The sequence below is a fragment of the Paenibacillus oenotherae genome, assembly GCF_019443105.1.
Classification (GTDB): Bacteria; Bacillota; Bacilli; order Paenibacillales; family Paenibacillaceae; genus Paenibacillus_Z; species Paenibacillus_Z oenotherae.
On sequence record NZ_JAHZIJ010000017.1, the window covers coordinates 14,541 to 30,428 of the forward strand.

Consider the following 15,888-nt stretch of genomic DNA (forward strand, 5'->3'; position numbering starts at 1 on the left):
CAACTGCTGAATCACAAGCAGCAGCTAATCAAGGCCAACATCCCCCGATCCGTCAAAATGCTGCTTGCTCATACAAATCCGCAGGCAATGCCTGCACGAACGGCGACCAACCGCCCGTCGTATAAAGATGAAGCCGGTGCATGGCCCGTGTACACGCCGTATAAAGAAGCTTGCGTTCGCTATCCTTGCCGTATGCTTCAGGCGAAGCATCATAGACCAGGACACCATCGAACTCGACACCCTTGGCAAGATACACGGGAATGACCATCACTCCCTTCTCAAATTCCCGCGTCTCCTTCGTAATGAGCTGCAGCGCCTCGCCTCCATGAATCCGCAGCGATTCTTGGACCTTCCGGCTTTCGGCTGCTGTCTTCGTAATGACGGCGATGGAAGCAAAGCCCTCCGCTCTGAGCGAAGCGATGTCTTCCATTATTTGCGCATCACGCTTCTTCTCGTCGTTCAGTCTCGTCAGAAGGGGCTTTTGGCCTCCCCTTTCAAAGGGTGTAATTTCTTCCCCGCCTGGCAGCATCGATTTCGTAAATTCAACTATCTCCCTGGTCGAACGATAACTCCGTACAAGGCGGACAAGGCTTGTATCGGCTTGGCCGAAGAGGCGAATCAGCGGCGAATCGGATGCCTCCAGATTTGTCGCCTGAATGAAGATCGCTTGCCCAAAATCGCCGAGCACCGTCATCCGGGCACGAGGAAACAACTTTTTAAAATATTCATATTGAAACGCCGAATAATCCTGGCCTTCATCGACGAAGACATGCCGGATCTCCGTGTTCGTACGAACGCCTTCGACCAGTTCTTTTACAAACAAATAAGGGGTCGCATCCTCGTGGAACAATTCGTTCCGGCTCAGCATTTCCTTGGTTTGTCTGCATATTTCGGGCCACAGCGGGGGAATGGCGCTCTCATTTGTTTTCTCCCGATACGAGGATTCATCACCGAATAATTGACCATATATACCTTTAACATCGACAAACGAAAATTCCCTCACGCTTTTCCTTAGCGGCTTAAAGTGTTTTTTCACGATTGACCGAAGGATCATTTCCTCCTCCCGCTGGGCAAAATCAACATCGCCTTCATCTCCCCGGCGCTTGTTATTCATTAGCTCGCGAACGACAGCATATTGCTCCGAAAGGTCGAACAGTTCTCTCTCTTTGTGCAGCATGTCGAAAACTTCGGCATACTGTTCGTTGTCGAGATAATTTAACTCCTCCTGCACCCATAATGCTTCCCGTTCCTTGCGTTCGAGCGAAGCCATTTCATCCAACAGCCATTCCTGCAAAAGAACGACACGACTGAACAACGGCAGGGAACTGTCGAAATCGTACATTTTCGCGCACATACGCTCCGCAGTAATCAAAACGCGATTGCGAAACGATATGTCTTTGAACCGCATACCTTCCCGACCCAGCCACTTTCCGTAGTTCTGCAGAGCTTTCAGAAAAGCTTCGGAGGTTTTGTACGCGACTCCCTGAAGGCGAGCTTCATATCCTGGCTCCCCCTGGGCCGTCAGTATATATTCGATCTGATCGAAGGGGTCCTCAGACCGCAATGAGGAACCGAGCGAATGATCAAGATATTCCTGAAACGTTGTCTGCTGCATATTCTCTTCGCCGAGTTCTGGAAGGACGGTGGAAATATAACTGCCAAACATCGGATTGGGCGAGAAAAGCACAATCTGATCGGCTCTGATACTCTGTCGGTGCCTGTAAAGCAAATACGCCACACGCTGCAACGCCGCAGAAGTTTTCCCGCTGCCAGCCGCCCCCTGAACAATAAGCATCCGGCTTTTGTCGTTCCGGATAATGGCGTTCTGCTCCTTCTGGATGGTTGCCACGATGCTCTTCATTTGCGAGTCCGCTTCCTTGCTGAGCACTTGTTGCAGCAATTCGTCTCCAATCGTCTCGCTCGCGTCGAACATAGTGTTAATATGTCCGTTCTGAATCTGAAACTGCCGTTTGAGCGTCATCATCCCTTCGATCTCACCTGCCGGCGTAACATAAGAGGCTCCGCCTGGAGGATAGTCGTAATATAGGCTCGCGATGGGGGAACGCCAGTCATAGATTAGAAAATCCAGTCCGTCATTGTCGACGAAGGAGGATACCCCGATATAGACCTGCTCACTTGCGCTCAAGCCAGCCTCCTGAAAATCAACGCGCCCGAAATAAGGCGACGGAAGCAGCCGTTTCATCCCGTTCCATTGCTGCACCAGCCGTTTGTGGCTGCGTTCTCGTTCAGCCAGCATCGCGGACTGCTGTTGAACCGAGTAGAAGGTGTCTTCGAATTCTTCGGTCGTACTCGTGTTGATCGACAAATCTTCCCAGAACCGCTTGCGGATGTCCGCCGCCTGATCGCGCAGCCCGGCAACCTCTGGCTCCAGTTCGGCGATTCTCGCCTGCAGCTTGTTCCTGACCGATTCCAGCCGCTCCTGTTCCTGCCGCCAATCCTTCGCTTTCATCTCTCCCTGAACACACTCCTTTTTCCATTAAATTGGGATAAAAAAGAGCATTGACAAATTAAAGATCCAGATATACAATTAGAGTGGAAGAAGAAATGGATACCTTTATTTTTTAATTTGCCATTAACGCTAACGATTATATCATAGCGTTATTTTTCGTTCAATTTATTTTTTACTGCTGCCACTGGCAGTGTTGCACACTGACTTCATGCAGTTACCCATTAAGTAAAAAAGCGCGAGTGACACGGGATTCCGCCTCAGTCACTCGCGCTTTTTGGTTTATGCTCGCCTGCTGAGCAGGTTATGGGCATGCGAAAGCCACGTACAGTCGCTTTTGATCGGACAGTGGACCCGCTCCTCTTCCAGATAGCATTATTCTCTTCGCCGCCTTGCCTTAATTTGCATCGGCAATAACCGTCCCGGGAGAACCCCAGCGTTGCCTTTTACCTTCTCCAATTGCGGTTTGAAGTAGTTGACGGAGTAAGAAGCCTGCGAATGTGCATGAATTTTGGTTACAAGACGCCCTTCTGGTGAAATTCCTGCAGTCTGATGATTGTACACCTTCCACATCGTGTAGCTTCCGGCGCATGGCTCAGCTGGGTTATTTGAGGAATGTTAAGTAATATGCGATGAGTTCAGAGGGCACCTAATAGATATGTAAGTCTTAAAGAGCCTTTTTCATAAATCTTACACAAAAAAGGTCAAACCTTAAGATGAATTGGTAATTTTTATGCTAAAAAACGTCTAAATCGTCGTTTTTGTAATGAAACTGTAATGTTTCCTTCATGTTCCTTTCAGATTAGACCCATATAATAGACACATGACCCCCCTTTATAATATATTCTCTCTTGTGCCTGCGGATATTGCCGCAGGCTCCTTTGTTTTATTTAGAGATTGTCCCGCAGAAAGGGAATAACTCTCCTCCAAAATTCCGGATCCTTATCGGACACGCTGTGGCCGCTGCCATCAACGAACAACGTGTTCACCTTACAAACCAGTGTCAATCTCCGTAGATCATCCGCCGGAATGAAATCATCCCCCTTGCAATGAACCATCAGCACCGGAACCTGTCTTCCCGTTTCATTCGCTGTCAGGGCAAGCGGAATTTGTGCAGTCTTATACTCACTCCATGAAATCCCGGCTCTCCAAAGCCAGATCGGCATAATAAACAGGCCAAGCGGAAAATATGGCAGCTTGCGCCGTTTGAACTCTGCCTTCAGCATCGTAGCAGGGCGGGTCGGTGTAGAATCGGTTATGACCGCTCTGACCGGCAGCCCTCGAGGCAGTGCCAGCAGCGTCCCGAATCCGCCCAGAGAATGGCCCAGTACAGCAATTCTGCCCGGGTCTATCCCCGGAACCGACGAGACCGCTTGGACAGCAGCTTCGATATCATCCCGGAACATTAACGCCGATGCTGTCTTGATCGTATCGCTATCGCCATGGCATCGCGCGTCATAGACGAATACAGCATATCCCTCTGCGAGCAGCGGCTTCGTATACCGCAGCACACGCGAACGGTTGGAGTTCCAGCCATGCGCAACAATCACGAGCGGCAGCAGCCCTCCCTGCTTGTCCTTTGGTTCACCGACAGCGCCAGCATCACCCTGCCTCATTTCTTTTCCGGAGGAGTTGTCCTGTTCGGGCTTCAGCAGCCAGCCTTTCAACGACGATCCGGAACTTTTGAATGTCAATTCCGTGTATGGGGAAGCCGGCTGCGCCTGATTGGGCAGCTTCTTGGGATTTTGACTGATTACACCGATTTTCCATATCAACCAAACAAGAAGCGCGACTACTGTCGCGCCCGCAATCCACCCTATGTACATGAAGCCACTCTCCTTCTATAGCTTTTTGACTGCATCCGAGAACTTCCTCGCACGCTCGGTCAACAGTTGAAATTGTCCGTTACGTATCCACTCCAGATCAACAAGTTTGCCGCCCATGCCAACTGCACATGCTCCTGCCTGAAAATAATCCGCGATATTATCGAGATTGACTCCGCCTGTCGCGATCATCGGAATATGGTTAAGCGGCGCGCGAATCTCCGCCAGATACTTCCAGCCTAATGTGCCGAGCGGGAACAGCTTGACCGCATCTGCCCCGGCTTTCCATGCCCGCACAATTTCCGTTGGCGTCGTGACGCCCGGCCATACCGAAATTCCCCGCTCCCTGCCGTAAGCCACAACAGACTCATCCAGATTAGGCGAGATTAGAAACTGGGCGCCAGCAGCAGCGGCTTCCTTCGCCATATCGAGATCAAGTACCGTACCAGCCCCGATTGCTGCCCGCCCGCCGAATTTCTCCCTCCAGCGGTTAATCATAACCGTTGCGCCCTCTGTGTTCAGTGTGATCTCCATCATCGTAATTCCGCCGTCAATAAGCGCTTGAGCCGATCGATCAGCGTCCTTATCCTCAATACCGCGAAAAATCGCCACGATCTTCTCCTGCAGCAGCCGATCCAGCATCTCACTCATCTTGCAGCCTCCACTCTATCAGTCTGATTCGTGTCCTGTTAAGTCCTTCTATTTTAATATGCTTATATCTGTCTCTTATATCTGTCTCTTATTCTCGGCTTTTAAATGTCTCTCAATCTGTCAACGTCCAATAATCCCGCAGCAGCCGTAAGAACACATTCGGAAACGCAAGCTCGCGCATCTCCTCCGGTCCGATAAACCGATAGTTCGCTGGAAGCTCCTTATCGGCGTTATCGGCAGCATAAGAAACAAGGGATTCCGCAGCCAGAGTGTCATGCCAGGTCAAGACAGCATCGCCCGCGGCTGCAGCATGCTCCAGAGGCGATTCATCCGCCCGCAGCATGAACCCGAATTCAGCGCGATACACCTGAACATCCCAGACGATATGGCTGAAAATATGCTCGGCCTCGCCCCACCAGCTCACAGGACGCACCAACAGCCTTTCCTCCTGTGCCAATAACCGGCACAGCAGATCCATTTGGACCGGATCGCCACCCCGCTCCTTGCCGTTCACCGACTGCTGCGAGCCTCTGCCACGCTTGCGTCCGCGGACGGGCAACCCGTCATCGCCGCTTGCCGCTTGCGGCGCCAGTACATGCGGCAGCTCCCACATGGAGGCCAGCAGGCCTGTAGCCGGCCGCTGCCGCACCAGCACTTTGCCGGCATGCTGTCCGCTGCCGACAATCAATGCGGCAAGCCGCGTCTCAGGACGTGGCGGCTTGGCCTTCGTCTTGATCGGCAGCACATGCTCCTTGCCTGCCATGCGGCCTTCACAGTGCATCATGACCGGGCAGGTTAAGCAGCCGGGAGATTTGGGCGTACAGACCAGAGCGCCAAGCTCCATTAACCCTTGGTTGAAATCTCCGGCTGCGCCTTCAGGAATAAGCGAGGCGGCCAGCTTCTCGATTTTGACCCTGGTAGCTGGCTTGGCAATATCGTCCTCCAGACAAAAGAACCGCGACAGGACGCGCATAACATTCCCGTCAACGGCCGGCTCTGGCCTATTGAATGCAATACTCATGATCGCTCCGGCGGTATAGGGCCCGACTCCTCTAAGAGCAGACACAGCCTCCTTGTCTTCAGGCACAATTCCGCCATGGCGTTCAACAACTTCACGCGCGCCTGCCTGCAGATTGCGCGCTCTGGAATAATAGCCGAGTCCCTCCCAGCATTTGAGCACCTCGGGCTCGGGCGCTTCCGCAAGCGCGGCTGCAGTCGGGAACTTGTCCATAAATCGTTCATAATAAGGAATGACCGTATCTACCCTCGTCTGCTGCAGCATTACCTCAGACACCCAGATCCGATACGGATCGCGGTTCATCCGCCACGGCAGAACCCGCTTGTTTCCTCTATACCAGTCCAGCAGCTCGCGGCTGAAGTAACTGGCAGCTTCGGTCGTCATGAATGCAACTCACTTCCTTCGATCTCCAGCTGCGCCCTTGCCGGTACAGCACGGTAAATTTGGCGGTAGCGGCTTGGAGACAGTCCTGTATGCTGCTTGAACAGCCGGGACAAATAGTGATTCTGCAAGCCCACCCGCTTGGCCACGCCAGAGACGTTCTCATCCGTGCTCTCAAGCAGCTGCTTGGCCAGTTCAAGCCGCCGTAAGTTTACATATTGGATCGGCGAGCAGCCGACCACGTTCTTGAACACGCTGATGAAATAATTCGGGTGCAAGTAAGCCAGTCTCGCCAGCTCATTCACCCCGATATTCTCAGACAAGTGAAGATCAATGTACTCCAGCACACGATCAATCTTATCCAGTGATTCAATGCCCGAGAAGGCCTCATCGCTCAGATCGCACAGCTCCAGATAGCTCGCCATAATGTTCAGCAATGCGGCCCGCACTCTCAGCTTGCGTGTGAACACGTCAGAACGCAGCGCATCAATCATGGCCACAAAAAGCGATTCCACGTAATCCGATTCCGGCGGCTCCACGCGCACAGGCAGCTGCAGCAGCTCAAACAGCTGTGTGTCGCCTATAGCCGATCGAAAATGGCACCAGTACAAACTTAAGCTCTGCTCCTCCATGGAGCCGTAGGATTGATTTGCTCCCGGGGGAAGCAAGAACAGATGTCCTGGCTTTCCCTCATATCTGCGGCCGTTAAAGTGAAGCCAGCCTTCACCCTCGTGAATAAACCACAGCCGGTAGTAATCCGGAGTCTCCTCTTCAGTAAACCCCGGTTTTTTGACTGAGAAAGCCGCCATTGCAACCTCTGCTTGGAATCGTTGAAAATAATTTTGGATGATCGTCTTGTATGTAGGTTTCATTGCAGCTCCCAATCATCTAGTAAGTATCTTTCCATTTGATATACCTGTTTTCTATTATACGGACATTCCAGCAAAAAGGATATGGGAGTTAAGTTCGGTTGCTTTGTCCAGATGGAACATTTTATAATTATTGTGTCGAGAATTTCCCCGGCGACACAACTCATCGAAGAGAGAAGGTAATTGTTATGAACCAAGGGCTATCAGCCACGCTTCGCCGCAAGCTGAGACAACCATTATTATATGCAGTTGCAGCACTCGGCACTGTCCTCTTATTAGCCGGCTGCGGCGAATCCCCCACTGCGGTCTCATCTCCGGAATTAGATGGGCCAGCAGCCGTTATGGAGGTATACAAATCCAATTGCTTATCCTGCCACGGCACCGATCTACAAGGTAAAATGGGCCCGTCCACCGACCTGACAAAGGTTGGAGCGCGGATGACAGCCGACCAAATCGCCGAGCAGATCAATGACGGCGGAGGCGGCATGCCGAAATTCGATACCAGGCTGTCCGAGGATGAAGTGAAGCAGTTGGCAAGCTGGCTGTCCGAGAAGAAATAAAGGAAGGGCTGATTTCAGGTATGATTGCTCCTGATGTCAGCCCTTTGTATATGCTGTCAGCCTCTAATCGCTCGGGAACTGACCGGCAGCCCAAGGGAAAGATGTCCCTCGTATATCCACTTGGAATCGCCCATGATCCGATGGCGAGGCAGCCGCTCACCTTGCAATAGCGGGAGCCGTCCGCCCCAGCAGTCCGCATATATGCCATCGAACGGAGCCCTTTGTCCGCTCGTGAACCGCCTTCTCCCCGCGCGATCTCCTGCCATCATCCTCATGACCATCATCTCCATCCTCAGCCTCTTAACATGTTCTATTCTGAGTATGGTCAAAAGGTGAAGCTTTTATAGCTTTCGCTCAGACTGTTCAACGACAACGAATGCCGAGGCGATGGACTCGTCATGGGTAATCGTAACGTGAATAACTGTCGTATCGGCATCAAGGTTCAGCCTCTCCCATGCTTGCGGGGATAATCGGCAGATCGGCTTTCCCAGTTCGTTTCTCCCCACCTCGATATCACGGAATGACAGCGTCCGTCCGATTCCACAACCGAATGCCTTGGATACGGCTTCCTTCACAGCGAACCGGCCAGCTGCAAATTCAATCAGCCGCGTTCCCTTCGCCTCCTTCGCGAGAGCCAGCTCGCCATCGGTTAATATTCTTTCCATGAAGCGGGTGCCTATCGAGCCAGACAGCAGCTTCTCCATCCGCGTGAGCGAGGTTATATCATGTCCGATGCCAACGATCATCCTTGCATCCCCCTCATCCATCCTTTAAGATTTCGTATACCGGTTAGCGACCATGAGCATGAAGAAAGAGATTGCAATCATGACCGCCACCCAGAGCCAGGCCAGTGTCATCTCACCCGAATCGACTGCGATATAGATTGCCGTCGGAATCGTTTGTGTCTGTCCCGGTATGTTGCCCGCAACCATCAGCGTAGCTCCGAATTCCCCCAGCGCCCGGGCAAAGCCGAGAATGTAGCCCGCCGTCAGCGCTCGCGCGGCAAGCGGCAGCGTTACGAAGCGGAATACCTGCCACTCCGAAGCGCCAATCGACCGTGCGGAGTCTTCAAGCTCGCTGTCTACCGATTCGAACCCGACACGCATTGTCCTGTAGGCAAGCGGGAAAGAGACGACAACTGCCGCGACAATGCCCGCTCCCCAAGTAAAAATAATCGGGCCGTGGAACAGCCATTCGTAGACTTGTCCGATCCAACTGCGGCGGCCCATAAGCAGAAGCAGCAGAAAGCCTACCACCGTGGGCGGCAGGACAAGCGGCAGCAGAAGAAGCGTCTCTATGATGCTTTTTCCCGGATAACGCGCCCTCGCCATCCACTTGGCAGCAGCCAGACCCAGCAGAAAGACAATAACGCTGGCAGTCAGCGATATTTGTAGCGATAATCGGATAGGTGCAATAAACGCTTGCCATTCCATCGTTAAGCGGTCCGCCCTTTCTTCCCCCAAGGCAGCTTGAAGCCTGCACAGACTGTGAATTTTCTGAAGTCTCTTCTACATGAAAGTCCGATCCATAACCGTTCCGTCTTACCCATTATACCGATTATATCGAAGCTCATAAAGAGACCTGCGTGAACTATAATGACACTATTGCCAAAAGTGCGTGATATCCCGCTTGCAGCTGTGAATGCCGTGCCCCAGCACGGCATGACCCGAAACCCGCCCCACTAGCTGCGAATACCGTGCTTCTGCAGCAGGGCATGACACCCGAACCACCCCACTAGCTGCGAATACCGTGCTGCAGCATGGGACATGACTACCCGATGACCGCTTGTAAGCGGAAAATTCCGTCCTACAGCATGACCTGAGCATTCGAGGTCTGTTTGTAAGCGGGAAATTTCGCTCTACAGCTTCGCTATAACCGCCCCTGCCCGCGCGAAATGTGACTTTAAAGCGGAAAAATCCACTTACAGCGCACCAAACGAGCCACAATTTTGCTGAGAGAGGGAAAAATCCGCTTACAGGAGCTACCTGCAGAAATCGAGTTTGGCACCGCCGCCCGCCGCCAGACTTTGCGTAATAAAACAAAGTCCCGATCCCCAGGAGGAATCGAGACTTCGTATCTTTGCATTAACGCCAAGCGCAAGCTGGCGGGGCAGGCAATGGGATCGATTAGATGCCTGGAATCGGATCTCTCTTATGCCCTGTCTTCAAGTATTGCTTCTCCAGCTTCTCGCGGGCTTCGGCGTTGATCTCCTTACCCTCCAAATAAGCGCTGTTATCATCATACTTGATGCCAAGCTCGTTCTCATCAGTCTGGCCTTCCCATAGACCAGCGGTCGGGGCTTTGTCCAGAACGCTTTGCGGTACGCCAATTGCTGCCGCGAGCTGGCGCACTTGCCGCTTGGTGAGCGTGCTGAGCGGCGTAATGTCGACAGCCCCGTCTCCCCACTTCGTGAAGAAGCCGGTAATCGCCTCTGATGCATGATCCGTACCGACAACAAGCAGATTCAGATCGAAGGCCAAGGCATACTGCATCACCATGCGTGTGCGGGCCTTCACATTGCCCTTGCCTCCACGGCTCAGATGGCGGGACTTGCCGATCGACTTGAAGCCATGCTCGACCTCCAGCGCAATCTCGTTCACCGCTTCTCCGATATTCGTCTCAATGCGGTATTGAAGCTTGAAAGCCTCTGCCACCGCATAGCTGTCGGCAATATCCGCCTGCTCCTCATAGGGCTGGAACACGCCAAGCGTCATATATTCCTGTCCGGTTTCTGCGGACAGCTCATCCGTCGCCTGCTTGCACAGTCCAGCGGCAACGGCACTATCGATGCCGCCGCTGATCGCAATAAGCAGCCCCGTCGTACCGGATTTGCGCACATATTCCTTCAGAAAATCAACACGCGCCCGAATCTCGGCAGCCGGATCAATCTCCGGCTTGACCCCGAGACGCGCAATTATTTCGTTCTGCAAGCTCATTGCGGTCACCTCTTAACGGCAGAAGCGGTCGAATGCTGCTGTCAAGTCTGCAGCAATATCAGCAGCCGAACGGTTCTCGATTTGGTGGCGCTCGATGAAATGAACGAGCTCGCCATCCTTCATTACTGCAATGGAAGGAGAAGAAGGCGGGTACGGCGCAAAATATTCACGCGCCTTGGCGGTCGCTTCTTTGTCCTGGCCTGCGAAAACGGTATACAAATGATCCGGCGTCAGATCATGCTGCAGCGCCTGGGCTACACCAGGACGGCATTGGCCAGCCGCACAGCCGCAGACGGAATTGACAACGACAAGCGCAGTTCCTTTCGCACCAGGCAGCTTCGCTTCTACATCCTCCGGCGTGCGCAATTCTTCAATCCCGAGGCGGGTAAGATCATCGCGCATCGGCTGCACCATATCCAGCATGTATCGTTCAAAAGACATTGACATGTTCAATCACTCCAATAGTCCATATTTTATCCCCATTATACCGCTCGCTGAAATTGAAAGCAAAATAAAAAGCAGCCGGCTCCATTCGCCCCAGCTGCTTTCCATGCTGCCTCACTGCTATTCCTCTTCGGTTCCGTAAGCGGCATCCTTGTCGGGATGCATAAATACGCCGCTTTGCGGAGCAACGCCCTTCTCGAAATAATCGCGGTTCTCGCTGCGCAAAAAACCGATATCCTTGAACGGATGAACCCACTGCTCACCCGCCATAACAGCCGGATCCGTCTCTTCCGTCCAGCGGCTGAGCGGCGATTGAGGCGACTCATACATATGATCGCCAATCACAACGCCGCTGCTGTTGACGAAGGGTCCTCTCGGACCGCGCCCAACTCGGAACTGCGGGAGAAAATTTATTTCATAGGGATCAAGCTCCGGATCATCGCTTCCCATTCTTGGTCCCCGATGCGCGGAGCTTGACGATTGCTGCTGAAATGACGCCGAATTCGGGGGCTGCTTATCCATGCAATAACCCCCTATGTCGAAGGACGATTCGGACCGTCCAGTTTCTTGTCGAACCCTTCTGATTCCGGCGCCTTGTCGCTGCGTTCCTTGCGGCTCGCTGCAGCATCGTGCTCCGAGGCCTGCCAGGAACCCGCTTGATGCTTATTCTGATCCATACCCACAACCAGCACCTCCTTCCAATGCTAGTATGTGCGATGGCTCAGCTTGCTATCCGCTGGGCTTGCGCCAGAGGGAGCCGATAACTGCAAGGCCGATCAGACACCACTGCAGCAGCGTCAGACCGAGCGTCATCTGAGGCCAAGTCCCTTGCGGATAGGCCGCGAACAGACTGGAGACAAGCCCTCCGAAGCCGGCGCCAAGCAGTACCAATCGTATTGCATCTCCAGTACCGGGAGTTCCAGCCTCCTGCGACCGCAGAAGCGCAGCATAGATAAAGATGACCAGGATCATGTACACGATACGGTATGGAAACGCTGTAATCGCATTCCATACAATGAATCCGGGAAGAGCCGCATACGGTATAACATCCAGCAGTCTGAGCCACGATATCCGTTTTCGTTTTACCGTCCATGTCATATAGAGGGCAGCGGCAAGCAGCCCGAGCAGCAGGTCAGACAAGCTGCCCCTTACAATAATAAGCGAGCTCGGACGTTCCCACAGCAGGGCGGGATCATGAAGCAGGAATCCGATTTTCCAGCCGATAACCGTAATTACAGCGGCATTCGTCAGCAGATCAAGCCACGGTCCATTCCTCGTATCGGGTGAACGCTTTGTCCAGAGACCAAGCGCAGTTAACCCCGCGATAACAGACAGAAATGCAGCAAGCAGCCCTCCGTCCAAGCGAAATGTGCCAATGGAAATAAGTTCAGGCATCGTAGCCGGACCTCCCCGTTTCTAGTGGTTTGACCTGCACAGGAATGAAACGATAAAGCTGGTGCCCTCCCCTTCCGTAGACTCCACATGAATCTCTCCGCCATGTCTCTCTACGATGCTGAGGCAGAGCGGCAATCCAAGCCCTGTACCGCGTGTCTTCGTCGTATAGAAGGGCTCGAATAATCTCTCGCGCTTCTCGGCAGGTATGCCGCACCCGTTATCGACAACATGCAGCTCCAGCCGATCCCCATACTCGAAGGTGCACAGGCGAAGAACCCCCGTTCCATCCATTGCCTCCATCCCGTTACGTGCCAGGTTCAATATCAGTTGCTTCATTTCTTTGCCGTTCATCATAAAAGGCGTAAGATGCGGAGCAAGCTCCAGCTCGATCGATTGTCCCCGCATATTCGCATCAGCCCAGAGCAAGGGCAGCATCTCGTTAATGATATCGTGCAGACAATAGCACTGCTTGTCAATAACCCGATTCTGCGCCAATGACAGAAAATCGTTAATAATTCCGTTCGCGCGATCAAGCTCGTCCATCACAATGCGGAAATACTCCTGCTGATGATCGGGACTCCTCTCCCGCATCAACTGGACGAAGCCGCGTATGACAGCCATCGGGTTGCGTATTTCATGCGTAATGCTCGCTGCCATCTGACCAACCAGGCTAAGGCGCTCCATTCGTCCGATCTCGTTGCGCAGCTGATTCAGCTCGGTGATATCATGGCAGATGAGTACGGCTCCGATCACGGCATCGCTCTGTGTATCTCGAAGACATATGCCCGTCTTCAGATACATCTTATCCACCTCCTGCACCAATTCCGTGGAGGTTTGATGTCCCAGCAGCGCCTGGGAGAGCAGCCGGCCCAAAGCGTCATGCTCAAGATCATCACAGAGAATCGTGTAGGACTGCCCTAGCAGATCCGATCGATTTGTTGAAGAAATTTTATGCTTCAGATTATGAATCATCATTTCATTAATATGTGTAATAATGCCCGTCTGATCGATGAAAATGACGCCAAGGGGCGTTTCTTCAATAAATTGATGCAGCTTCTGCACTTCAATCCGATAGTTGGCTGAAACTACATGAAGATCGTTCGCGAGCACCAGCTTCTCGATATAGTTCTCGGATAAATACACGATAAGCCATACAATGAGGAAGTAAGCGGCGGCATGGAGAAGTAGAATAAGATACGATTGAGTAGACAGCCCCGAATCCAATGAAAACCATTGATGAACGACAAACGAGCCGATAGAAATGAAGTTTAATAAAGCCATTAACAAGAATGCAATACATTGCTTGCGCTTCCGGCTCCCCTGCTGAAAAGATGCAATTGTCAGAAGCAGCAGCGGAATGAAAACAACTATTATGCCGATGAGCTGAAGCCACTCCCACCAGCCGCCGATGCTGACTATCCGGAACAGCAGATAGAGGAATGCCAATGCAGCCATCACGATCGGACCGCCGTACAGTGAATTGACGAGCAGAATGGCCAGCTGAAAATCAAGATGAATTCCGTACATGTTAGTCGATGCGGCAATACTCAGCAATAACGAGCCTCCGGACGCAACGATCAGCATAAAGGGGATATTGCGCTTCTGTCCGGCTAATCGCTCAAACCATAATTGAAATGAAAATATGGGTAATAAAGCGATAAAGATTTGCAGCAGCACCTGCTTCCACACTAAGATTTTTATCTCCCCCCTTTCACATTGGAAATACCATTTATTAATCCGATTAAAACATAGCCGTAAATATTTTACAATAAAAGAAAATACGGAGGCGGATTTTGGGCCACAACATTACAGCAATCCAAACGAGCCGTGTAGACGCATCCAAAGCAGGATAGTATGATGAATAACGAACAAGCTTGCAAGGAAGACCCATGAAAAAGGAGTAACGCAATGAACTTTGATGTAATCGTTGTAGGCGGCGGCCCTTCAGGGCTTATGGCATCCATAGCGGCTGCTTCGCATGGCGCAACAACGCTGCTGATCGATAAAGGGGATAAGCTCGGACGCAAGCTCGGCATCTCAGGAGGCGGACGCTGCAATGTAACGAATGCCAAGGAGATTGATGAGCTCATTCGCAATATTCCCGGCAACGGCCGGTTTCTGCATAGCTCGCTTGCTAATTTCAGCAATCGGGATATTATCGCTTTCTTCGAGAATCTTGGCATCAAGCTCAAGGAGGAGGATCGGGGAAGAATGTTTCCCGTCTCCGATAAAGCCAAGACCGTCGTGGAAGCTCTTGTCCGCAAAGCCAAATCGTCTGGCGTAATTATCCGAATCAATGAGCCAGTTGCGGGTTTATTGATAGATGAACAGCGTGTGCAGGGTATTCGTCTCCGTTCAGGAGAACGTGTACAGGGCAGCTGTGTCATTGTTGCAACAGGCGGCAAGTCAGTTCCCCACACAGGCTCCACAGGCGACGCCTATCCATGGGCGGAGGCGGCAGGCCACACGGTTACAGAGCTGTATCCGACAGAGGTTCCGCTGCTCTCACGTGAAGCTTTTATCCAGAGCAAGGAGCTTCAAGGACTTTCGCTGCGAGAGGTTGTAGTAACTGTCTGGAATCCTAAAGGAAAGTCCGTCGTACAGCATGATGGCGATCTCCTCTTTACCCACTTCGGGCTATCTGGCCCTACGGCGCTCAAATGCAGCCAGTTTGTCGTCAAGATTATGAAGCAATTCGAGGTTAGCCTTGTTAAATTGACGATCGACCTGTACCCCGGGAAGACTGTAGAGCAGCTCTATAAGGAATCGCTGGAGCTATCGGGCAGAGAGCCCAAGAAGGCGATCAAAAATATTCTTAAAGGAATGCTGTCCGAACGGCTCATTCCGATCGTGCTCAAGAAGTCCGGTTTGAACGGCGATACGACCTATGACAATATTCCCAAGCAGCCCTGGTTGGAGATGGCCGCTTTATTGAAGAGCTTTCCTATCAATGTATCCGGGACGCTCTCCATCGAAGAGGCCTTCGTAACAGGCGGCGGTGTCAATCTGAAGGAAATCGAGCCGAAGACGATGCATTCCAAGCGAACTGGCGGATTGTTCTTTTGCGGAGAAGTACTCGATATTCATGGCTATACAGGCGGTTATAATATAACCGCCGCATTCACAACAGGCTATACCGCAGGGAAAAGCGCAGCCGAAATGAGACATTTGTTGAACGATTAAAAGGAATAAACCTGCTGCGCAGGGGAATGTTCTCGCGATCGCTGGTGTTCCCGAAATGCTTTAATGCAGGTTCTTTATGGGGAAATTGTGGGGACTATGAAATCATCAAACCGCTTTACTTTCTGGATACCCCCTTCTCCAAGTGTTTTGAAGGTAGAGTG

At 52.2% G+C, this 15,888-nt stretch carries 16 protein-coding genes; 2 read left to right on the top strand and 14 right to left on the bottom strand.

Annotated features, from left to right (window positions below):
* Positions 1–52: 52 nt before the first annotated feature.
* The 5 genes from helD to K0T92_RS19100 form a co-directional block, all read right to left on the bottom strand.
* The gene (helD, locus tag K0T92_RS19080) at positions 53–2,470 is read right to left on the bottom strand and encodes an RNA polymerase recycling motor HelD (protein WP_219874076.1); all 2,418 of its coding nucleotides are present in this window, start codon (positions 2,468–2,470) and stop codon (positions 53–55) included.
* 887 nt (positions 2,471–3,357) lie between these two features.
* Positions 3,358–4,293, bottom strand: a complete 936-nt coding sequence (locus K0T92_RS19085; RefSeq protein ID WP_219874077.1) for an alpha/beta hydrolase — start codon at positions 4,291–4,293, stop codon at positions 3,358–3,360.
* 15 nt (positions 4,294–4,308) lie between these two features.
* Complete coding sequence (locus K0T92_RS19090) at positions 4,309–4,941, bottom strand: bifunctional 4-hydroxy-2-oxoglutarate aldolase/2-dehydro-3-deoxy-phosphogluconate aldolase (protein ID WP_219874078.1); 633 nt, start codon at positions 4,939–4,941, stop codon at positions 4,309–4,311.
* A gap of 112 nt (positions 4,942–5,053) precedes the next feature.
* A complete protein-coding gene (gene mutY, locus K0T92_RS19095) occupies positions 5,054–6,343 on the bottom strand; it encodes an A/G-specific adenine glycosylase (RefSeq protein ID WP_219874079.1) in 1,290 nt (429 codons plus the stop codon).
* Positions 6,340–7,212, bottom strand: a complete 873-nt coding sequence (locus K0T92_RS19100; RefSeq protein WP_219874080.1) for an AraC family transcriptional regulator — start codon at positions 7,210–7,212, stop codon at positions 6,340–6,342. The genes mutY and K0T92_RS19100 overlap by 4 nt, the downstream gene beginning before the upstream one ends.
* Before the next feature lie 185 nt (positions 7,213–7,397).
* Here K0T92_RS19100 and K0T92_RS19105 point away from each other — a divergent pair, with 185 nt between their 5' ends.
* Positions 7,398–7,769, top strand: coding sequence for a c-type cytochrome (locus tag K0T92_RS19105; protein WP_219874081.1), 372 nt, complete (start codon positions 7,398–7,400; stop codon positions 7,767–7,769).
* Positions 7,770–7,825: 56 nt separating this feature from the next.
* Here the strand turns inward: K0T92_RS19105 and K0T92_RS19110 are convergent, their stop codons facing one another.
* From K0T92_RS19110 to K0T92_RS25530, 9 genes are all read right to left on the bottom strand, one after another.
* Entirely contained in the window at positions 7,826–8,059 is a 234-nt protein-coding gene (locus tag K0T92_RS19110) for a hypothetical protein (RefSeq protein ID WP_219874082.1), read from the bottom strand.
* 51 nt (positions 8,060–8,110) lie between these two features.
* Positions 8,111–8,515, bottom strand: coding sequence for a holo-ACP synthase (gene acpS / locus K0T92_RS19115; RefSeq protein WP_219874083.1), 405 nt, complete (start codon positions 8,513–8,515; stop codon positions 8,111–8,113).
* 24 nt (positions 8,516–8,539) lie between these two features.
* Positions 8,540–9,202 (bottom strand): molybdate ABC transporter permease subunit, encoded by a 663-nt coding sequence (modB, locus tag K0T92_RS19120; protein WP_219874084.1) that lies wholly within the window; start codon positions 9,200–9,202, stop codon positions 8,540–8,542.
* Between the two features lie 693 nt (positions 9,203–9,895).
* A complete protein-coding gene (nadE, locus tag K0T92_RS19125) occupies positions 9,896–10,705 on the bottom strand; it encodes an ammonia-dependent NAD(+) synthetase (RefSeq protein WP_219874085.1) in 810 nt (269 codons plus the stop codon).
* Between the two features lie 12 nt (positions 10,706–10,717).
* Positions 10,718–11,152: a BrxA/BrxB family bacilliredoxin gene (locus tag K0T92_RS19130; protein WP_219874086.1), complete on the bottom strand. Its 435-nt coding sequence runs from the start codon at positions 11,150–11,152 to the stop codon at positions 10,718–10,720.
* A gap of 117 nt (positions 11,153–11,269) precedes the next feature.
* Positions 11,270–11,671: a DUF3905 domain-containing protein gene (locus tag K0T92_RS19135; protein ID WP_343223743.1), complete on the bottom strand. Its 402-nt coding sequence runs from the start codon at positions 11,669–11,671 to the stop codon at positions 11,270–11,272.
* A gap of 11 nt (positions 11,672–11,682) precedes the next feature.
* Complete coding sequence (locus K0T92_RS19140) at positions 11,683–11,832, bottom strand: hypothetical protein (protein ID WP_219874087.1); 150 nt, start codon at positions 11,830–11,832, stop codon at positions 11,683–11,685.
* A gap of 46 nt (positions 11,833–11,878) precedes the next feature.
* Positions 11,879–12,544 (bottom strand): hypothetical protein, encoded by a 666-nt coding sequence (locus tag K0T92_RS19145; RefSeq protein WP_219874088.1) that lies wholly within the window; start codon positions 12,542–12,544, stop codon positions 11,879–11,881.
* 21 nt (positions 12,545–12,565) lie between these two features.
* Positions 12,566–14,233: a two-component system sensor histidine kinase NtrB gene (locus K0T92_RS25530; protein WP_219874089.1), complete on the bottom strand. Its 1,668-nt coding sequence runs from the start codon at positions 14,231–14,233 to the stop codon at positions 12,566–12,568.
* 219 nt (positions 14,234–14,452) lie between these two features.
* Between K0T92_RS25530 and K0T92_RS19155 the strand changes: the two genes are divergently transcribed.
* Positions 14,453–15,727: a BaiN/RdsA family NAD(P)/FAD-dependent oxidoreductase gene (locus tag K0T92_RS19155; protein ID WP_219874090.1), complete on the top strand. Its 1,275-nt coding sequence runs from the start codon at positions 14,453–14,455 to the stop codon at positions 15,725–15,727.
* Positions 15,728–15,888: the final 161 nt, after the last annotated feature.

Excerpts from the sequence above, each read along its gene's own strand:
- helD (WP_219874076.1), bottom strand. The coding sequence starts at position 2,470 with ATGAAAGCGAAGGATTGGCGGCAGGAACAGGAGCGGCTGGAATCGGTC.
- K0T92_RS19085 (WP_219874077.1), bottom strand. The coding sequence starts at position 4,293 with ATGTACATAGGGTGGATTGCGGGCGCGACAGTAGTCGCGCTTCTTGTT.
- K0T92_RS19090 (WP_219874078.1), bottom strand. The coding sequence starts at position 4,941 with ATGAGTGAGATGCTGGATCGGCTGCTGCAGGAGAAGATCGTGGCGATT.
- mutY (WP_219874079.1), bottom strand. The coding sequence starts at position 6,343 with ATGACGACCGAAGCTGCCAGTTACTTCAGCCGCGAGCTGCTGGACTGG.
- K0T92_RS19100 (WP_219874080.1), bottom strand. The coding sequence starts at position 7,212 with ATGAAACCTACATACAAGACGATCATCCAAAATTATTTTCAACGATTC.
- K0T92_RS19105 (WP_219874081.1), top strand. The coding sequence starts at position 7,398 with ATGAACCAAGGGCTATCAGCCACGCTTCGCCGCAAGCTGAGACAACCA.
- K0T92_RS19110 (WP_219874082.1), bottom strand. The coding sequence starts at position 8,059 with ATGGAGATGATGGTCATGAGGATGATGGCAGGAGATCGCGCGGGGAGA.
- acpS (WP_219874083.1), bottom strand. The coding sequence starts at position 8,515 with ATGATCGTTGGCATCGGACATGATATAACCTCGCTCACGCGGATGGAG.
- modB (WP_219874084.1), bottom strand. The coding sequence starts at position 9,202 with ATGGAATGGCAAGCGTTTATTGCACCTATCCGATTATCGCTACAAATA.
- nadE (WP_219874085.1), bottom strand. The coding sequence starts at position 10,705 with ATGAGCTTGCAGAACGAAATAATTGCGCGTCTCGGGGTCAAGCCGGAG.
- K0T92_RS19130 (WP_219874086.1), bottom strand. The coding sequence starts at position 11,152 with ATGTCAATGTCTTTTGAACGATACATGCTGGATATGGTGCAGCCGATG.
- K0T92_RS19135 (WP_343223743.1), bottom strand. The coding sequence starts at position 11,671 with ATGGATAAGCAGCCCCCGAATTCGGCGTCATTTCAGCAGCAATCGTCA.
- K0T92_RS19145 (WP_219874088.1), bottom strand. The coding sequence starts at position 12,544 with ATGCCTGAACTTATTTCCATTGGCACATTTCGCTTGGACGGAGGGCTG.
- K0T92_RS19155 (WP_219874090.1), top strand. The coding sequence starts at position 14,453 with ATGAACTTTGATGTAATCGTTGTAGGCGGCGGCCCTTCAGGGCTTATG.